Origin of the sequence: Amycolatopsis sp. cg13 (assembly GCF_041346965.1) — a bacterium.
In the GTDB taxonomy this organism is placed as follows: domain Bacteria; phylum Actinomycetota; class Actinomycetes; order Mycobacteriales; family Pseudonocardiaceae; genus Amycolatopsis.
This window is the reverse complement of sequence record NZ_CP166848.1, coordinates 306302-321901: the sequence shown is the minus strand read 5'-3', so window position 1 is coordinate 321901 and position 15600 is coordinate 306302. Positions and strand designations below refer to the sequence as shown.

General features: G+C 70.6%; 12 protein-coding genes. 2 read left to right on the top strand and 10 right to left on the bottom strand.

The window, feature by feature from the left end:
* Position 1: 1 nt before the first annotated feature.
* From AB5I40_RS01280 to AB5I40_RS01255, 6 genes are all read right to left on the bottom strand, one after another.
* The gene (locus tag AB5I40_RS01280; RefSeq protein WP_370936556.1) at positions 2 to 2254 is read right to left on the bottom strand and encodes a xanthine dehydrogenase family protein molybdopterin-binding subunit; all 2253 of its coding nucleotides are present in this window, start codon (positions 2252 to 2254) and stop codon (positions 2 to 4) included.
* A gap of 206 nt (positions 2255 to 2460) precedes the next feature.
* Positions 2461 to 3012 (bottom strand): hypothetical protein, encoded by a 552-nt coding sequence (locus tag AB5I40_RS01275; protein WP_370936555.1) that lies wholly within the window; start codon positions 3010 to 3012, stop codon positions 2461 to 2463.
* A 53-nt stretch (positions 3013 to 3065) separates the two neighbouring features.
* A complete protein-coding gene (locus AB5I40_RS01270; protein ID WP_370936554.1) occupies positions 3066 to 3830 on the bottom strand; it encodes a sulfite exporter TauE/SafE family protein in 765 nt (254 codons plus the stop codon).
* A gap of 297 nt (positions 3831 to 4127) precedes the next feature.
* Positions 4128 to 5333 (bottom strand): IS110 family transposase, encoded by a 1206-nt coding sequence (locus tag AB5I40_RS01265; protein ID WP_370936553.1) that lies wholly within the window; start codon positions 5331 to 5333, stop codon positions 4128 to 4130.
* 204 nt (positions 5334 to 5537) lie between these two features.
* Positions 5538 to 5948 (bottom strand): hypothetical protein, encoded by a 411-nt coding sequence (locus AB5I40_RS01260; protein ID WP_370936552.1) that lies wholly within the window; start codon positions 5946 to 5948, stop codon positions 5538 to 5540.
* A 117-nt stretch (positions 5949 to 6065) separates the two neighbouring features.
* Entirely contained in the window at positions 6066 to 6356 is a 291-nt protein-coding gene (locus tag AB5I40_RS01255; protein WP_370936551.1) for a hypothetical protein, read from the bottom strand.
* A 455-nt stretch (positions 6357 to 6811) separates the two neighbouring features.
* Between AB5I40_RS01255 and AB5I40_RS01250 the strand changes: the two genes are divergently transcribed.
* Positions 6812 to 9904 carry a discoidin domain-containing protein gene (locus tag AB5I40_RS01250; RefSeq protein ID WP_370936550.1) on the top strand — a complete coding sequence of 1031 codons (3093 nt, stop codon included), beginning with the start codon at positions 6812 to 6814 and terminating at the stop codon, positions 9902 to 9904.
* Positions 9905 to 10132: 228 nt separating this feature from the next.
* Here the strand turns inward: AB5I40_RS01250 and ribA are convergent, their stop codons facing one another.
* Entirely contained in the window at positions 10133 to 10768 is a 636-nt protein-coding gene (gene ribA, locus AB5I40_RS01245; RefSeq protein ID WP_370936548.1) for a GTP cyclohydrolase II, read from the bottom strand.
* A gap of 99 nt (positions 10769 to 10867) precedes the next feature.
* Between ribA and AB5I40_RS01240 the strand changes: the two genes are divergently transcribed.
* The gene (locus AB5I40_RS01240) at positions 10868 to 12016 is read left to right on the top strand and encodes an epoxide hydrolase family protein (protein WP_370936546.1); all 1149 of its coding nucleotides are present in this window, start codon (positions 10868 to 10870) and stop codon (positions 12014 to 12016) included.
* Here AB5I40_RS01240 and AB5I40_RS01235 read toward each other — a convergent pair.
* The 3 genes from AB5I40_RS01235 to AB5I40_RS01225 form a co-directional block, all read right to left on the bottom strand.
* Positions 12013 to 12744: an FHA domain-containing protein gene (locus AB5I40_RS01235; RefSeq protein WP_370936545.1), complete on the bottom strand. Its 732-nt coding sequence runs from the start codon at positions 12742 to 12744 to the stop codon at positions 12013 to 12015. The two genes, AB5I40_RS01240 and AB5I40_RS01235, sit on opposite strands and share 4 nt — an antisense overlap.
* A 106-nt stretch (positions 12745 to 12850) precedes the next feature.
* A complete protein-coding gene (locus AB5I40_RS01230; RefSeq protein ID WP_370936544.1) occupies positions 12851 to 13672 on the bottom strand; it encodes an FHA domain-containing protein in 822 nt (273 codons plus the stop codon).
* Positions 13669 to 15456 (bottom strand): serine/threonine-protein kinase, encoded by a 1788-nt coding sequence (locus AB5I40_RS01225; protein ID WP_370936543.1) that lies wholly within the window; start codon positions 15454 to 15456, stop codon positions 13669 to 13671. The genes AB5I40_RS01230 and AB5I40_RS01225 overlap by 4 nt, the downstream gene beginning before the upstream one ends.
* Positions 15457 to 15600 lie beyond the last annotated feature (144 nt).

The window sequence follows — 15600 nt, the reverse complement described above, 5'->3', positions numbered from 1 at the left end:
GTCAGTTCGCCTTCCTAGCGTCGTTCAAGGCCGTCCACACCCGCAGCGGGGTGGTCGGCATGTCCAGGTGCGCCACGCCGAGGTGGGCGAGCGCGTCGACCACCGCGTTGTGCACCGCCGGCGTCGACCCGATGGTCGCCGCCTCGCCGATTCCCTTGACCCCCAGCAGGTTCCGGGTCGTCGGCGTCTCCATGTCCACCAGTTCGAAATCGGGCAGCTCGGGCGCGGTGACGAACGAGTAGTCGGCCAGCGTCGCCGTGGTCGGGTTGCCGTCCGCGTCGTAGCTCATCACCTCGAGCAGCGCCTGCGCGATGCCCTGGCCGAGCCCGCCGTGCCGCTGGCCGCGGAAGGTCAGCGGGTTCACGATCGGGCCCGCGTCGTCGAGCGCGACCAGCCGGCGCACCTCGACCTTGCCGGTCTCGGTGTCCACCTCGACGACCGCGAGGTGCGCGCCGAACGGGAACGTCGGCGCGCCGTCGCCGAACCAGACGTCGGCGGTGAACCCGTCCGCCTCGGCGGCGACGCGGGCCCAGTCGAGCGTCGTGCTGGACGGGGCGCCGCGGACCTGCCAGACGCCGCGTTCGACGTCCAGCTCCAGGTCGTCCGGCGCGGCTTCGAGCAGCTCCGCCGCGACCTGGCGGGCCTGCGCCACGACCTCCTCGGCGGCCTGCCGGATCGCCGAACCGCCGAGTTGCAGCGACCGCGAGCCGAACGTGCCGATCGCGCGCGGGACCTCGTCGGTGTCGCCGTGCCGGACGGTGATCTTGTCCAGCGGCACGCCCAGCTGGTCCGACAGCAGCATCGCGAGCGACGTCCCGAGCCCCTGCCCGTGCGGGGAACTGCCGGTCCACGCGGTGACCGAACCGTCCGGGTGCACGTCGACCCGGCCGCTCTCGCCCGCCGCGTCGCCGCCGGTGATCTCGACGTAGGAGGCGATGCCGAGGCCCAGCGCCACCGGATCGCCGGCGTCGCGGCGCTTCTGCTGTTCTTCGCGCAGCTGCGCGTATCCCGCCGCGTCGAGCACCTTGTCGAGCGCCGCCGCGTACTCGCCGGTGTCGTAAGAGCCGCCGGTCGGTGTCTGGTAAGGGAATTCCTCGGGACGGATGAAGTTGACCCGCCGGACGTCGGCCGGGTCCATCCCGATTTCCGCGGCGAACAGGTCGATCGCACGCTCGACCGCGGCGGTCGCCTCGGGCCGGCCCGCGCCGCGGTAGGCCGCGATCGGCGTCGTCGTGGTGACCACGCCGCGGCTGCGGGTCTGGACCACCGGGAAGCGATAGACGCCCGGGGCCATCATCTCGGTGAGCGTCGGCAGGAACAGCGCCCGCGGGTACGCGCCGGTGTCCTGGAGGACGTCGAGCCGGTACGCCAGCACGGTTCCGTCGCGCTTGCCGCCGATGGTCACGGTGTTGCGCTGCGCGCGGCCGTGCGTCATCGAGGTGAGGTTCTCGCTGCGCGATTCGGCCCACCGCACCGCGCGACCGGCGCGCCGCGCCGCCCAGGCGAGCAGCACCGCTTCCGGATCCGCGCCGATCTTCGCGCCGAACCCGCCGCCGACGTCCGGCGCGATGACCCGCACCCGGTCCTCGCCGATGCCGAGCCCGCCGGCCACGATGCTGCGGCCGATCTGCGCGTTCTGCGTGGAAAGCCACAACGTGACCCGGCCGTCCTCGCCCCACGCGACGGACGCGCCGCGCGGCTCGACCGGGGCCGGGGCCACGCGCTGGTTGAGGATGTCCTCGGTGACGACGACCTCGCAGCCCTCGAACACCGAATCGTCGAACTCCTCGGGGCCGTTCGAGTGGACCACGTTGCTGCCGTGGTCCGGGAACACCAGCGTCTCCCCGGCGAGCGCGGTGTCGAAATCCGCGACCGCTTCGAGCGGGTCGTAGTCCACATCGACCAGTTCGGCCGCGTCGGCGAGCTGGTACCGCTCCTCGGTGAGCACCAGCGCCACCGGCTCGCCGACGTACCGCACGACGTCCTTGGCCAAGAACGGCTCCGCGACCGGCCCGGCCTTGCCCGGTCCGATGTCGAGGTCCGCCGCCGTGTATACGCCGACGACGCCCGGCGCGGTGCGGGCCTCCTCCACGTCGATCCCGGCGATGCGCGCGTGCGCGATCGGGCTGCGCACGAAAACCGCGTGCACGGCGCCGGCGAGCGCTTCTTCCTTGAGGTCGTCGACGTACGTTCCGCCCGCGGTGATCAGCTTCTCGTCTTCGACGCGCACCACCCGGGTGCCGACAATGCTCATCTGTCCTCCTGCTCGGGTACCCCGCCGACTATGCCCGTTTGTGCGGCTGCGCGTCAGTCTCTCTTGGTTTGCCGCGCCGAAACTGCTGTGCGGAGTGCGTGCGGTGGCGTGGCGGAAGATAGCGCACCAGCCTGGCTGGGCTGGTAGCTGACTCCGCTTGATGATCTACGGGCGTCGACGAGCGGCTCCCGTTCAGGAGCGGGTCTTCATCGTGACCGCGTACCCGCTGCGGGGACTTGCTCCTCGAACCAAACGCGGAGCGACTTCAGCGTCTCCGCGATGTTCTGGCCTGCGAGATGCTCCAGATACTCCTTGCGCAGCCGGAGCTGGTCCCGCCGCTCGCTGCCTTCGAGAGGCAGCGCTTGTTCGCCTGCCCAACGGATCTCGGCGAAAGTGTTGAAGATGCCGCTCTGGCCAAGCCGCAGCGGGAAGCGCATCGCGCCAGCCACCTCGGCGAAATCCAGCAGCTGATGGATCGACCGGTTCACCGCGTAGCGGGCCCCAGCCAGCTTTCCGGCCATATGCCCAGCGCTGTAGCCCGGCATGTTCTTGCACCAGTCAGACAGTCCTCGCACCCACACCAGCACCTCCACGGCTCCGCCGTGAAGCAGAAAACCCGCCTCTTCGCGGGTCAGCCCGTCCTCGAAACGTGCACCGTCGAACATGGCGAGATCTTGCAGCCATCGGTCGTGTGCGCGCTGGAGCAGTCGAAGCGCCCTGTTGGCAGTGGCATAGTCAAACTCGGTCGGCTGAGTCACCTCGGAGCCTCTCTGTCTTGCCCCGCAGTCGCGACCGGCCAGCCGCCTGTTACTCAGCCCGAGTACGCCTGCCAAGCCAGCACCGCCGCCAAAGAAAGCCCTCCCAGCCCGATCGCGATCCGCAGCGGCGTCGCGGGCAGGTAACGCACCAGCACCGACCCCAGCCACGAACCCGCCACCGAACCGAGGCACACCGCGATCGCCGCGGGCCAGTAGACCTTGCCCGTGAAGGCGAAGACCAGCGCGGCGATCAGGTTCGCGGTGCCGGTGGCGATGTTCTTCGCGGCGTTCGTGCGGGCCAGCGACTGGCTCCACACCGTCGTCAGCAGCGCGAGCATCAGCACTCCGGCCGCCGCCCCGAAGTACCCGCCGTACACGCCGACCAGGAACGCGGCGATCCCGGTGAGCGGGCCGATCCCCCGATGTTCGCTGTGCTCGGCCATCCGCCGCAGCCGCGGACCGGCCATCAGCACGATCGACGCGCCGCCGATCAGCCACGGCACCACGACGGTGAACGCGTCCGGCGAGCTGACAAGCAGCACAAGCCCGCCGCACGCCCCGCCCGCCGTGGTGATCAGGCACAACGGCAGCAGCCGACGGCCTTGGCCCTCCAGCTCCGGGCGCGCGCCGACCGCGGCCCCGGCGGTCGTGCCCAGCATCGCCACCGTGTTGGTCATGTTCGCGATCACCGGCGGCAGCCCGGCGGCCAGCAGCGCCGGGTACGACACCAGCGACGCGAGGCCCGCGGTCGCGCCGGTCAGCCCGGCCCCGACCCCGGCCAGCACGAGCAGCAGGAATCCGCCGGGGCCAGTGATCACGTTGTCATCTCAACACGGCGGTCCGGGCGTCTTCCGGCGGGGGACGCCATGGCGACCGCAGCCGACATGCGGTTCTGAGACGGGCACGCCAGGTTTCTGGTGCAGGATTCCGAGTTCCCGGGCTACCCGTCGGCGGCGTTCGCCTGCCGCTTCGTTGCTCGGGCTCGGACTTCGTGCCCGTACTTGTCGGTCTGTTTGTAGACGGTCGCCGGTGCTTCCGGCGCCGGCCATACGGAGATCAGGTAGTGCTCGTTGGGAGTGTCGGCGTTGAAGTGGGGGGGTGTCCCTATGTGGTTGTCAAGCCGCAGCGGGCTGGTCGGCGGGTTCGGGGTGGCGGTAGTGGGTGCCGTTGCGGAGCATGGCGTAGAGGACGTCGCAGCGTCGTCGTGCGAGGCAGATCAGCGCAGCGTTGTGTTTCTTGCCTTCTGCTCTCTTTCTGTCGTAGTAGGCCCTGCTGGTCGGGTCGGACAGGGCGGCAAACGCAGCCAGGAAGAACGCTCGCTTGAGTTTGCGGTTGCCGGTGCGGGCAGGGTGTTCGCCCTTGATCGAGGACCCGGAGCTGCGGGTGACCGGTGCGATGCCCGCGTAGGCCGCGAGGTGTGCGGAGCTGGCGAAGCTGGAGGCGTCGCCGATTTCGAGCAGGATGCGGGCTGCGGTCCTGACGCCGATGCCGGGCATCGATGTCAGGACCCCGGCAAGAGGGTGCGCATCGAGTATCTCCTCGACCTGCTCGGCGACTTGTTTGCGTTGCTGGAGAACGGTTTTCAGGCTGTCGGCCAGTCTGGGCAGGACCGTGTCGGCGGCTGCGGTGCCAGGGACTGTGACGGTCTGCTCGTCCAGCGCGGTCGTGATCGACTCGACCAGCCGTTCGCCCATGCGGGGCGCGTGGGCCTTCGCGATCGCGGTCAGCTTGCGGCGTCCGGCCTTGGCGATTCCGGCAGGGCCGCCGCAGCGGGACAGGATTTCCAGCACCGCCGGATGGCTGATCCGAGGGCCGATGGCGCGTTCGAGAGCGGGGTGGATGCCGGTGAGCAGGCCGCGGATGCGGTTGCCGATCCGGGTGGCTTCGCCGGCGAGGTCGTCGTCGAATCCGATCAGCACGTCCAGTTCGGCCAGCGCGTCGTCGCCGACGTCGACCGGGCGCAAGGTGTGCGGCAGGGAGCGGGCGGCGTCGGCGATGACGAACGCGTCCCGCGCATCGGTCTTCGCGCGTCCGGGATAGAGGTCGGCGATGCGGCGCATCGCCAGGCCGGGCAGATAGGCCACCTGGTGACCCGCGGCGCGGGCGACCGCGACCGGCAATGCCCCGATCGTCGCGGGCTGATCGACCACGACCAGCAGCGGCCCGTGGACGGCGAGCGTGTCGAACAGCGCCCGCAGCTTGGGTTCGCTGTTGGGCAGCGGCCCGTCGTGCAACCGCTCGCCCTCGGTGGTCAATCCGACCGCGTGATGGGCGTCCTTGCCGACGTCCAGGCCGAGGAACACCCCGAAACTTCTGCTCATCACCAAGTCTTTCGCCGAGTCCCGGGTGGTCGCCGGTCAGGCATCGAGCGCCGGCACCCACGTTACGACGAGACCTGCCTTTCCGGCGGCCGTGTCCCTATCAGCGGTCGGTCGATGCCACCAGACCCGGTGACACCACCCCCCGGATCATGCCTGCGACAGGGGGACAAAGTCATGCCGAGCCTGGCGACCACAGCTCCTTGATCAGGAACCACGAAAAAGGTAACGGGGGGCGATGTCGCGGCCGCGGGCGTGCACGCACACCCGGTAGGTGCCGGGCCCCACGTAAGCCAGTTCGTCGAGTTCCCGCGGCGGGCCGTCCATCATGTTGTGGACGAGAACGAATCCCTCTTCGCTCTCCAGCGATATCTCGGAGACTTCGTCCCAGCCGTCGGGTTCGACCGAGCCGGGCTCGGCCTCGAGCACGTGCAAGGTCACGCTGACCTTGCCCGTCGCGGTGCCGGTCAGGACGGCCGCCCCGCCGGAATCCGTCCCGACGAGACCGTTGGCGTAGGCAGGGCCCAGTTCGGGGACATCCGCGGCGTAGTCCGTGACGCAGAAGTGGCCGTAGTCCACGTACAGCTCAGCGGTCGCTGTCCTCACCGGCTTGGTCACGCGTTCCTCCTGGCCTCGGCTAGCGGGTCGTCACTCAGAACGGGGTTTCCTCGATCGCCCGGCAGTAGAACTTATCCAACGCGACGACGCCGTTTCGAGGACCCCGTTTTCCGTGCCTCACGAAGGGGCCGGAATTGTTCCGTCGGCGGGCGATGTATCCGCCGTTGCCCGGACGATGCAGGCGACCTGACCCGATGAGCCGAACAGGTGGTTCGCGATCTTGGCTTTGACGGTCTGGCAGTCGTCCGTCGTGGTGAAAGTAAAAGGCGGCCCGACCTGAGGGGACTGGTTTGTGTCCGCGGCCGGGGCGGGCGGGGCCGTGCTTCCGGCAGGCGCGGCGTCGGCGGCGCCGAACTGCACCAAGGAGAACACCAGCAGCGACATGACACCAGCCGCCGCCTGTCGCACGAAAAGCAACCTTCTTCGCCTTGATCGAAAACTATTCCGCATTGAAAAGTGCCTTTCGCTGCTTTTATCGAATTATGCTGGGAACTTTCGCGCTGGCAGTTCACGCGGGACGATTTTCGTCAACGGATTCCCGCCGACAGCGCGATCAAATTACAAGCACGGGGCGGCAATGCACAATCGCCTCGGACTCCGTTCGTCCGATGTGCCCGAATCTTCGACGGCCGCGACGGACATGTCCGCGACCTCGTCAGCGACGATCGCCTCCGCAGCCCGACGATCACCGCGGTCCCAGCCATCCGGGTCGCCACTCCTCCGCCGAAGTGTATAGGGCGTTATACGATTTCGTCCGCCGTTGTCCGAAACCGGACGGGATCGGCCGGGATGCTTGCCCGGGCGCTCGGCCGCCGCACAGAATCCGCGTTGACAAGGTTGTCAGCGATCCTGGAGGACGCGCGATGGACGGGTTCACCCGGCGGCAGGCGCTCGGTCTCGCGGGCGCTGGCGCGGCGCTCCTCCTGACCTCGGGGACAGCGAGGGCGGCACCCCGGTCCGCGCCGGATCCTGTCTCCGCGACGTACCTGCGGATCCTCCTCCGGCACACCCGCTGGGCCGAGCAGCAGTTCGACCGGACGGCCGGGATCTACCCCGCCCGCGACTTCACCTTCGCGGTCGTCCTCGGCAACGCCCTGCTGCTGACCCGCGACGGTTACGACGCAGCCATCGCCGGAGTCGACCGCGAAACTCTCCGCGGGCACACCCTCGCCACCATCAAGCACTTCGCCGCCTCGAACCGGCTCACCGGCGGCGCCGAATGGGGCCGGAAGCTGTTCTTCGACACCACTTTCCAGTCCTACTTCCAGCTCGCTGCCCGTCTCTTGTGGACAGAGCTGGACGCCGCGACGCAACGGAACGTCGAGCGCATCGCCACCGAACAGGCCGCCTACACGACCAGCCTCGGCACCGGCAACGACCCTGCCTCCGGCGACTGGACGCCCAACGGCCTGCGCGGCGGCTACGCCGGCGACACGAAGCTCGAAGAGATGGGCGTCTACGCGCAGTCGCTCGCCCCGGCGCTCGCCTGGGCGCCGAACGATCCGCGCGCTCCCGGATGGCGCGCGGCGTTCGGTTCCTGGAGCCGCAACGAGGGCGGTCTGCCCGCGGCTGATCTGGCGAATCCCCGGCTGGTGGACGGAAAACCGGTCAGCGACAACACCGCGACCAACCTGTACGACACGTTCCTCGTCGAGAACCACGGCTCGTTCGGCCCGCACTACCAGGAAGAACTCTGGCGCACGTCCGGCCGCAACGCGATGCACTTCCTCGCCGCCGGCGTCCCGCTGCCGGAGGTGCTCGCCGCGCAGCCGAACGGCGAACTGCTGTGGCGCACCATGCTCCTGATGACCAGCGACGCCGGCGAACCGCTGATGCCGATGGTCGCCGACCGCGAACACCTCTACGGCCGCGACGTCATCCCGCTCGCCTTCCGCGCCCAGGTGCTCGGCGACCGCTACGCCGCTTACGCCGAGGCCCAGCTGGCCGCGCGGCTGGAGCCGTACCAGGCGTACCCGCCGGTCGACCGGATCACGAAGTTCTCCGGCGAACCCAAGTACGAACCGGAAGCCCGCGCCGAACTCGCCATCAGCTACCTGCTGCACGAATGGCGCGCCGACCACGGAGGCCCGATCAGTGCGGTGCGCAAGGAAGAATTCGACGCCCACGCCGCTCGCGCCGCCGATTTCGGCGCCGGGCCGGGTCTGCTGGCGCACCGCTCCCCCGCCGCGTGGGCCGCGACCGTCAGCAAACCCGGTTTCGTGAAATTCGCCTGGCAGCCGAACCATGACGACTGGCTGTTCGTCCTCGGCGGAGCGAACCCGATGCTGCTGCCCGCCACGAACATCGCCGTGCGCGAACGCCATGCCACGGTGTATCGCAAGGTGCGTGACGGATTCAATGGCACCGTCGGCGTCCTGCGGTTCGACACGGGATACGCAGTGCTCGCCACTCTTCCCACCGGTGCCGCGGTCTACGCCAGCACCGGCGTCGCGACGGACGAAGGGGTGCTCAACGTCTACAACCTTGCCATGCCAGGCGTTCCCGGCCTCGATGGCGATCGCACCTACACCGCCGCCGAGGGCGCAGTGACGCTCCCGGCACAGTCCGGGTCGACCGGTGCCCGTACTGATGAGCTGAGCTTCGCTGCGGTGACCGCGCGGCACGTACGGATGCTTGGCGTGCAGCCGGATCCGCAGTACGGCTACTCGCTCTGGTCATTCGAAATCCATGACGGCGACGGCCCTGACCTCGCGCTGGCGGGAACCGCGTCCGCGTCGTCGGCCGCGCCGGGCAAGGAGGCGAAGTACGCCACCGACGGCAATTCTGCGACACGCTGGGCAGTGTCCACATCGGACCGTCCACGGGCGGACAGCTGGCTGGCCGTCGATCTCGGTGCACCGCAACGGTTCAGCAGTGTGCGCCTGAGCTGGGAGGCCGCCGCCGGACGGAAGTACCGGATCGAAACCTCGCCCGACGGTGCCACCTGGACCCCAGTCGCGACCTACCCCACGCCCGCGCTGCACAGCACCGGCGGCTGGCTGGACATCGACGGCCGGGCCGGGATCGTCGTCACCAGCCCGAATCCGCTCACCGTCACGAGCGACCACGTCACGCTCTCCGCCGGTCCGCCCGCGCCGCTGCTGGCCGAGCTGTATCCCGGCCGCGCGAACCTGCCGAAGCTCGCCCAGCGGGCCCGCGCCACCGCGACCGAAATCCACACGAGCGTGACGGACGATTTCCTAGTGCTGGCAAACCTTTCCGCCACCGCTGCGGCCGGAACCGCCGCGCTGCGCCAGGATCGCGCCGCACTGCTGCTGTACCGAGGCACGCAGAAAGTCACCGAGTCTGGCAGTTCGTTCAGCTACGAGCTGGCTCCTGCCGAAGGCCGGATCGAACCGCCCCGCTTCACCGTGCGCGGCATGTCCGGCGCCGCCGTACCGCCCGGCCTGACCGCCGTGGTGCACGACGCCAGCCGCGTCGACCTGACCGCACCGCCGGGGCTGCTGCCGACCGTCGTGACCGTGACGCCAGCCGGCGGCCGTTCGCGCACAGTCGCGTTGCCGCCGCGCCGGGCCGTGCCCGTCGTCTTCGCCGGAACCCGGCCGTACCCGCTGAACGACCGCGCGCTCGGCGCCGTGACCTTCCCGGCCGAACCGCTGCCGCCGGGGATGACCAGCCCGGACGCCGCCGTCGACGACAACCCGGCGACAGCGTGGCAACCCGGCCCCGGCGGCCGGTTGGTGGTGGACCTCGGCGCACCGCTGCCGATCGCGACCGCCGAACTCGCCTGGACGACCGGGCGGATCCCCGCCACCGTCGTCGAGACCAGCACCGACGGCGTCACCTACACCGAAGCCGTCCGGCCCGATCGCAAACGCACGACCTCCGTCACCCTCGCCAAACCGGTCCGATACCTAGCCGTCCGCACCCTCGACTGGCGACCCGGCGACGCCAACCTCACCCGCATCTCCGCCCTCACACAGCCGACGGCGTGACCTGCACCGAAGCCGCCCGCCGAAAGCGCGCCTCCCCCATCGCCCTCACCAAACCAGTCCGATAGCTAGCCGTCCGCACCCTGGACTGGCGACCCGGCGACGCCAACCTCACCCGCTTCTCCGCCCTCACACCGCCGACGGCGTGACCCACGCCGAAGCCGCCCGGTCAGACCGCAAACGCACCACGTCCGTCGCCCTCACCAAACCAGTCCGATACGTGGCTCGCACTCACACCGCCGAACTAGCCGGCCAGTCCTCGAACGGCAACGCGAGCGTGTGCCCGGTCTGCTCGGCTTTCGCGCGCAGGTACCGGACGTTGTTCTCGTTCGCGAAAACCCCGGTGCGGACCTGCTCGCGCACCGCGATGCCGTGGCGCGCCAGCTGCGCCGCCTTGTCCGGGTTGTTCGACAGCAGATCCAGCTGCTCTACACCGAGCACGGTGAGCATTTGCGCGGCGGCGGTGTAGTCGCGCGCGTCTTCCGGCAGGCCGAGCGCGGCATTCGCCGCGTAGGTGTCCAAACCGGAATCCTGCAACGCGTACGCGTCGAGCTTGTTGTACAGCCCGATTCCGCGGCCTTCCTGCCGCAGGTAGAGCACATACCCGCCCACCTCGGAAATCCGCGCGACCGACTCCGCCAGTTGCGGGCCGCAATCGCAGCGCGCGGATCCGAAGACGTCGCCGGTGAGGCATTCCGAATGCAGCCGCACCAACGGCACCGGACCGGGTTCGCCCAGCACGAAGGCGAGATGCTCGAGCCCGTCGGACAGCCCCGTGAAGGTGACCGCCTCCGAGGGCACCGCGGGCCCGTCGCCGAACCGCAGCGGAATCCGTACGCGGGTGCGCACCTGTGGAACTGTCGTCATCGGGCAACTCCTTTCCCCCTGAACGATTCCGACCCTACCCAGAACCACCGACAGAAACGCGTTCCCGGAGTGCGGCCGAGATCACGTAGGCTCGCGGGCATGGCCGATCGCCCGGAATTGTTCGTCCCCGAAACCGATCCCGCGCAGCTCGCCGACCTGCGCGCCCGGCTGCGCGCGACCCGCTGGCCGGACGCCCCGGAGGACGGCTGGGCGCTCGGCGCCGACGTCGGCTACCTGCGCGAACTGATCACCTATTGGGCGGAAGAGTTCGACTGGGCGAAGCAGGAGGCCGCGCTCGCGCGGCTGCCGCGCTACCGGGTCCGGCTCGGCGAATCGCGGATCCACTTCGTGCACGCCCGCGCGGTCGCGCCCAGCGGGCGTGCGCTGCCGCTCGTGCTGACCCACGGCTGGCCGGACTCGTTCTGGCGCTATTCGAAGGTCATCCCGCTGCTCACCGACCCCGGCGCGCACGGCGGCGACCCGGCGGACGCGTTCGACGTCGTCGTCCCGGACATGCCCGGCTACGGCTATTCCGACCGCCCCACCGGCCCGGCGCCCGATTCGATCGCCGTCGCCGGACTGTGGGCCGAGCTGATGACCGTCCTCGGCTACCCGCGCTTCGCCGCGGCGGGCGGCGACATCGGCAGCAGCGTCAGCCGTTTCCTCGCCCTCGACCACCCGGACCGGGTCGTCGCCGTGCACCGGATGGACGGCGGACTGCCCGTGGTCGTCCCGGACGACGTGACGCCGGAGGAACGCGAATGGCTCCAAGACGTCGCGGCTTGGGGCGCGGCCGAAGGTGCGTACGCCTCGATGCACCGCACTAAACCGCAGACCACCGCGGTCGGGCTGACCGATTCGCCCGCCGGGCTGGCCGCGTGGATCGTGGAGAAGCTCCGCGCCTGGAGCGACTGCGACGGAGATGTCGAGCGTGCCTTCACCAAGGACGAGATTCTCACCAACATCACCATCTACTGGCTCACCGGCACCATCGGCTCGGCCATGCGGATGTACCGGGCCAACGCCGCGATCCCGCCCGAGCAGTACGCCCGGCGGGTCGAAGTGCCGTCGGGATTCTCGCTGTTCCCGGCTGATCTCGTCCGCACGCCGCGTCCGTGGCTCGACCGGATGGCGAACACGGTCCGGGTCACCGAACCGGCGCGCGGCGGGCATTTCGCGCCGTTCGAGGAACCCGAGTTGTACGCGCGGGAACTTCGCGACTTCTTCCGTCCGTTCCGGACCGCCTAACTCCCCCACGTAGCCGGCATCCACCCCGCGTCCCCCACCGGCGGCAACGCAGGCGACAGCAACGCCAGATCCGGCGGCACCAACACCGCCGCCGACACCAGCGCCGCCACCAGATCGTCGTCCGCGGACCCCGGACGGAACCGGAACCGCACCGAGTCCAGCACCGCCGTCACGACCTCCGCGGTCCAGCCGCCATCGGGATCCAGCGCGGACAACCGGCGCGCCGCCAACGAAACCGGCACCGGACGCGGCCGTTCCTCCCACCGCAAGAACCCCCGCGCCACCATCGCGAGCACGAGCCGTTCGTCCGGCCGCAGCCGCCCGGCCGGGGCCGGCGTCGGCGTCCCGTCGGCGATCCGCACCTCCAGCACGTGCTCGCGATCCCCCGAACCGCGCGCGTACACCGGCAGATAGCCGGGCGGCAGCGGGACCGGCTCGGCTCCGGCGAACAACAACCGCGACCGCGGCAGCCGCAGCGGCACCTTGCCGGTCGCCCGCACCCACCACCGCCCCGCGTGCTGCTCCAGCACGCCGTGGCGGCGGCTGACCCGCCGGTCGTCCTCGCCGAGCGGCACCGTCACCTCCGCGGTGTTCCGCCCGAACGTGACCGGCCCGCGCGCCGCCGGCGGCACCAGGACTCCCCCCGCGCGTCCCAGCACCGCCAGCGTGCCCGGCGGCGACGCGAACCCGAGCGCGAGGCTCGGGTGTCCCGCGGGCAGCGTCCGCATCGCCTCCCCTGCCACGGACACCCCCCGCGCAGCCGCTGCCGGCCCCGGCCGGGCGACCGCGACGGCCCTCCGGGGGCGCGGGGCCGGATCCGCCGCGCACCGCGAGTCAAGCAGGCGGAGCCGGGACCCCTCCCGGATCGTCGCCGGGTTCGAGCAGCGCCAGGTCCGGCGGGACCAGCGACGTCGACAGCAGGAGTTCCTTGATCAGGTTGTCGTTCAACGCGTTCCCGACCGGCTCGCCGACCTCTTCCCTGGTCAGCCCGGCGACCCCGGCGCGCGCCAGCCGGGTGCGCACCGCGCCGACGAGGTGTTCCACGCGCTTGCCGGTCCAGGGCGCTTCCGGATTCAGCTCGGACAGCTGCTCCGCCACCTGCCGCCACGCGAGCGGCTGCGGATACTGGTCCTGCAGCAGATACCGCTGCGCCAGCGAAACCAGGACGAGCCGTTCGTCCGGCGTGAGCCGCCACATCCGCGGCGGTTCGGTGACGTCCTGCGGCCGCGAATCCGGCCGGCGGCCGTCCGCGCCCGCGACGTACACCTCCAGCAGATGCTCCCGCCCGGCCGATCCGCGCACGAACGCCGCGGTGTAGCCCTCGGCCAGCGGCACCGGTTCCTCCTCCGGGAACAGCAGCCGCGAACCGGGCAGCCGGATCGGCAGCTTCCCGGTGTTGTGGATCCACCAGGAATCCCTGCGGCGCACCAGGAATCCCTGCTGCCTGCTGACTTTCCGGTCGTCCTCGCCGACGCACACGTGCACGTCGTCGCGGTTGCGCCCGAACAGCACCTGCCTGCCGTCGCGCGGCGGCATCCGCACGCCGCCGGTGACGGCGAGCGCGAAAATCGTGCCCGGAGGGGAAGGCGGGACGCCGTGCGCGAGGCTGCCGTGATCCGGGCCCAGCTGTTGCGGCGGTGCGGGAAACGCGGTCATTTCTTCGGCAGCTTTCCGGCCAGCGAACCGGCCAACGCGGACGCCGGCGCGCACAGCTGTTCCGGCGGCCCGTCGCCCTTCACCACGACCCGCAGCCGTTCCACCCTCGGTTCCCCGTGCGCGTCGGTGTAGGAACGGTAGACGAGGACCGCCTGGCAGCTGCCGTCGGCGTAATCGTTGGTCTTGAGATACGCGTCGTGCCCGCCGATCTGCACGAGCTGGCCGGTCGTGCTGTCCGGCGGCTGGTCCCGGTCGAACATGACGGTGACCGAACGGTCGCTCGCCGGGCTCTTCCAGTCGCACCACCAGCCGCTGAAACCGGGCTTGATCTGGACCGGCGCGACGACCCGGGCCGTCGAGGCGACCGTGACCGCGTCGAGCAGCGAACACGCGTCCACGTACGCCAGCGAACCCGCCGGGAACGCGGTCGCGCGCGCCGGAACCCCGGCCGTCGTCATGGCTTTCGTCGCCGAAGCGACTGCGGCGTCGGCGGCCTGGCACAGGTCGAGCTTGTAGGCGTCGTCCTGTTTCTTGGCCGTCACTTGCACCACGAATCGGTCCTGCAGCGGGATCTGCCGCACGCACTGGTCCTTGTCCGCGGCGCCGAACACCGTGAACGGCCCGGACTTCGACTGCGTGCCCTCCAGCGGCGCGGCCGGCGGATCGTGCAGCTCCGTCAGGACATCCGCCTTCAGGTCGCCCTGGTGCAGGATCACGTCGCAGCGGTTGAAGTTCCCGTAGTCCGGGACGACTTCCGGTTCGCCGAACGGTTTCAGCGGCGCGGGATCGACCAGCCGGCACGGATCCGCGGCCCTCGGATCGGGGCCGAGCCCGAGCTTCGTCTGGGCCACCGGCGCGACCGGCGGGGAGGTTTTCGCCGGGCGCGTCACGAAATACGTGGCGACCACGACCGCCGCCGCCGCGACGACCACCCCGGCGATCAGCAGCCCGCGCCGCTTGCCGGGCGGTCGCGGCACCACGACCGGCAGCGAGTCGATCCCCTCGGCCAGCAGTTCCCCCGCCGCCACCGCGCTCGGCCGCTCGGCGGGGTCGAGCCGCATCAGCCGTTCCAGCGTCGGGGCGAGCCCGTCCGCGTGCCGGGTCGGCGGAACCGACCCCTCGGCGACCCGGCGGATCGTGGCGTACTCGTTGCCGCCCGAGAACGGCGCCTTGCCCTCGACAGCGGCGAAAAGCGTCGCCCCCAACGAAAAAACGTCCGACGCCGCGGTGGGCGGATGCCCTTGCGCGACCTCCGGGGCGAGGTAGTCCGGCGTGCCGCCGATGAGCGGCGAATCGGTCACCGTCTCGTCCGTGCGGACCGAACGGGAGATGCCGAAGTCGGTGAGCTTCGCGCGGCCGTCCGAGGCGATCAGGACGTTGCCCGGCTTGACGTCGCGGTGCACGATGCCGTGCGCGTGCACCGCGCCGAGCGCCGCCGAGATCTGCACGCCGATTTCGGCGACCGTGCGCGCGGGCAGCCTTCCCTCCGCAGCGAGGATTTCCGCGAGGCTGCGCGACGGGACGTACTCCATCACGAGCCACAGTTCGTCGCCGTCGGCCGCGACGTCGAAGAAAGTGACCACGTTCGGGTGCAGCACCCCGGCCGCCAGCCGGGCCTCGCGGCGCAGCGTCCGCCCGCTCACGACGTCGGACAGCCGGGCCTGTTTGAGCGCCACCTCGCGGCCGAGCCGGTCGTCGTGGGCCCGCCAGACGACGCCCATGCCGCCGCTGCCCACCCGTTCCCGCAGCCGGTACCGGTCCGCGATCAGCTGGTCCGCGTCCACCGACGCTCCCCTCGGCGTGGCCTGACCCCTGTGAGGTAACTCGCAGTAACGATACTGCATCGCCTCCGTCGGCAGAAAGCGGCCCGGGACCCCTCCCGCCGCTGCGCCCTACCTTCGCCGAGGTCCCCGTCCGCGCGATCGAAG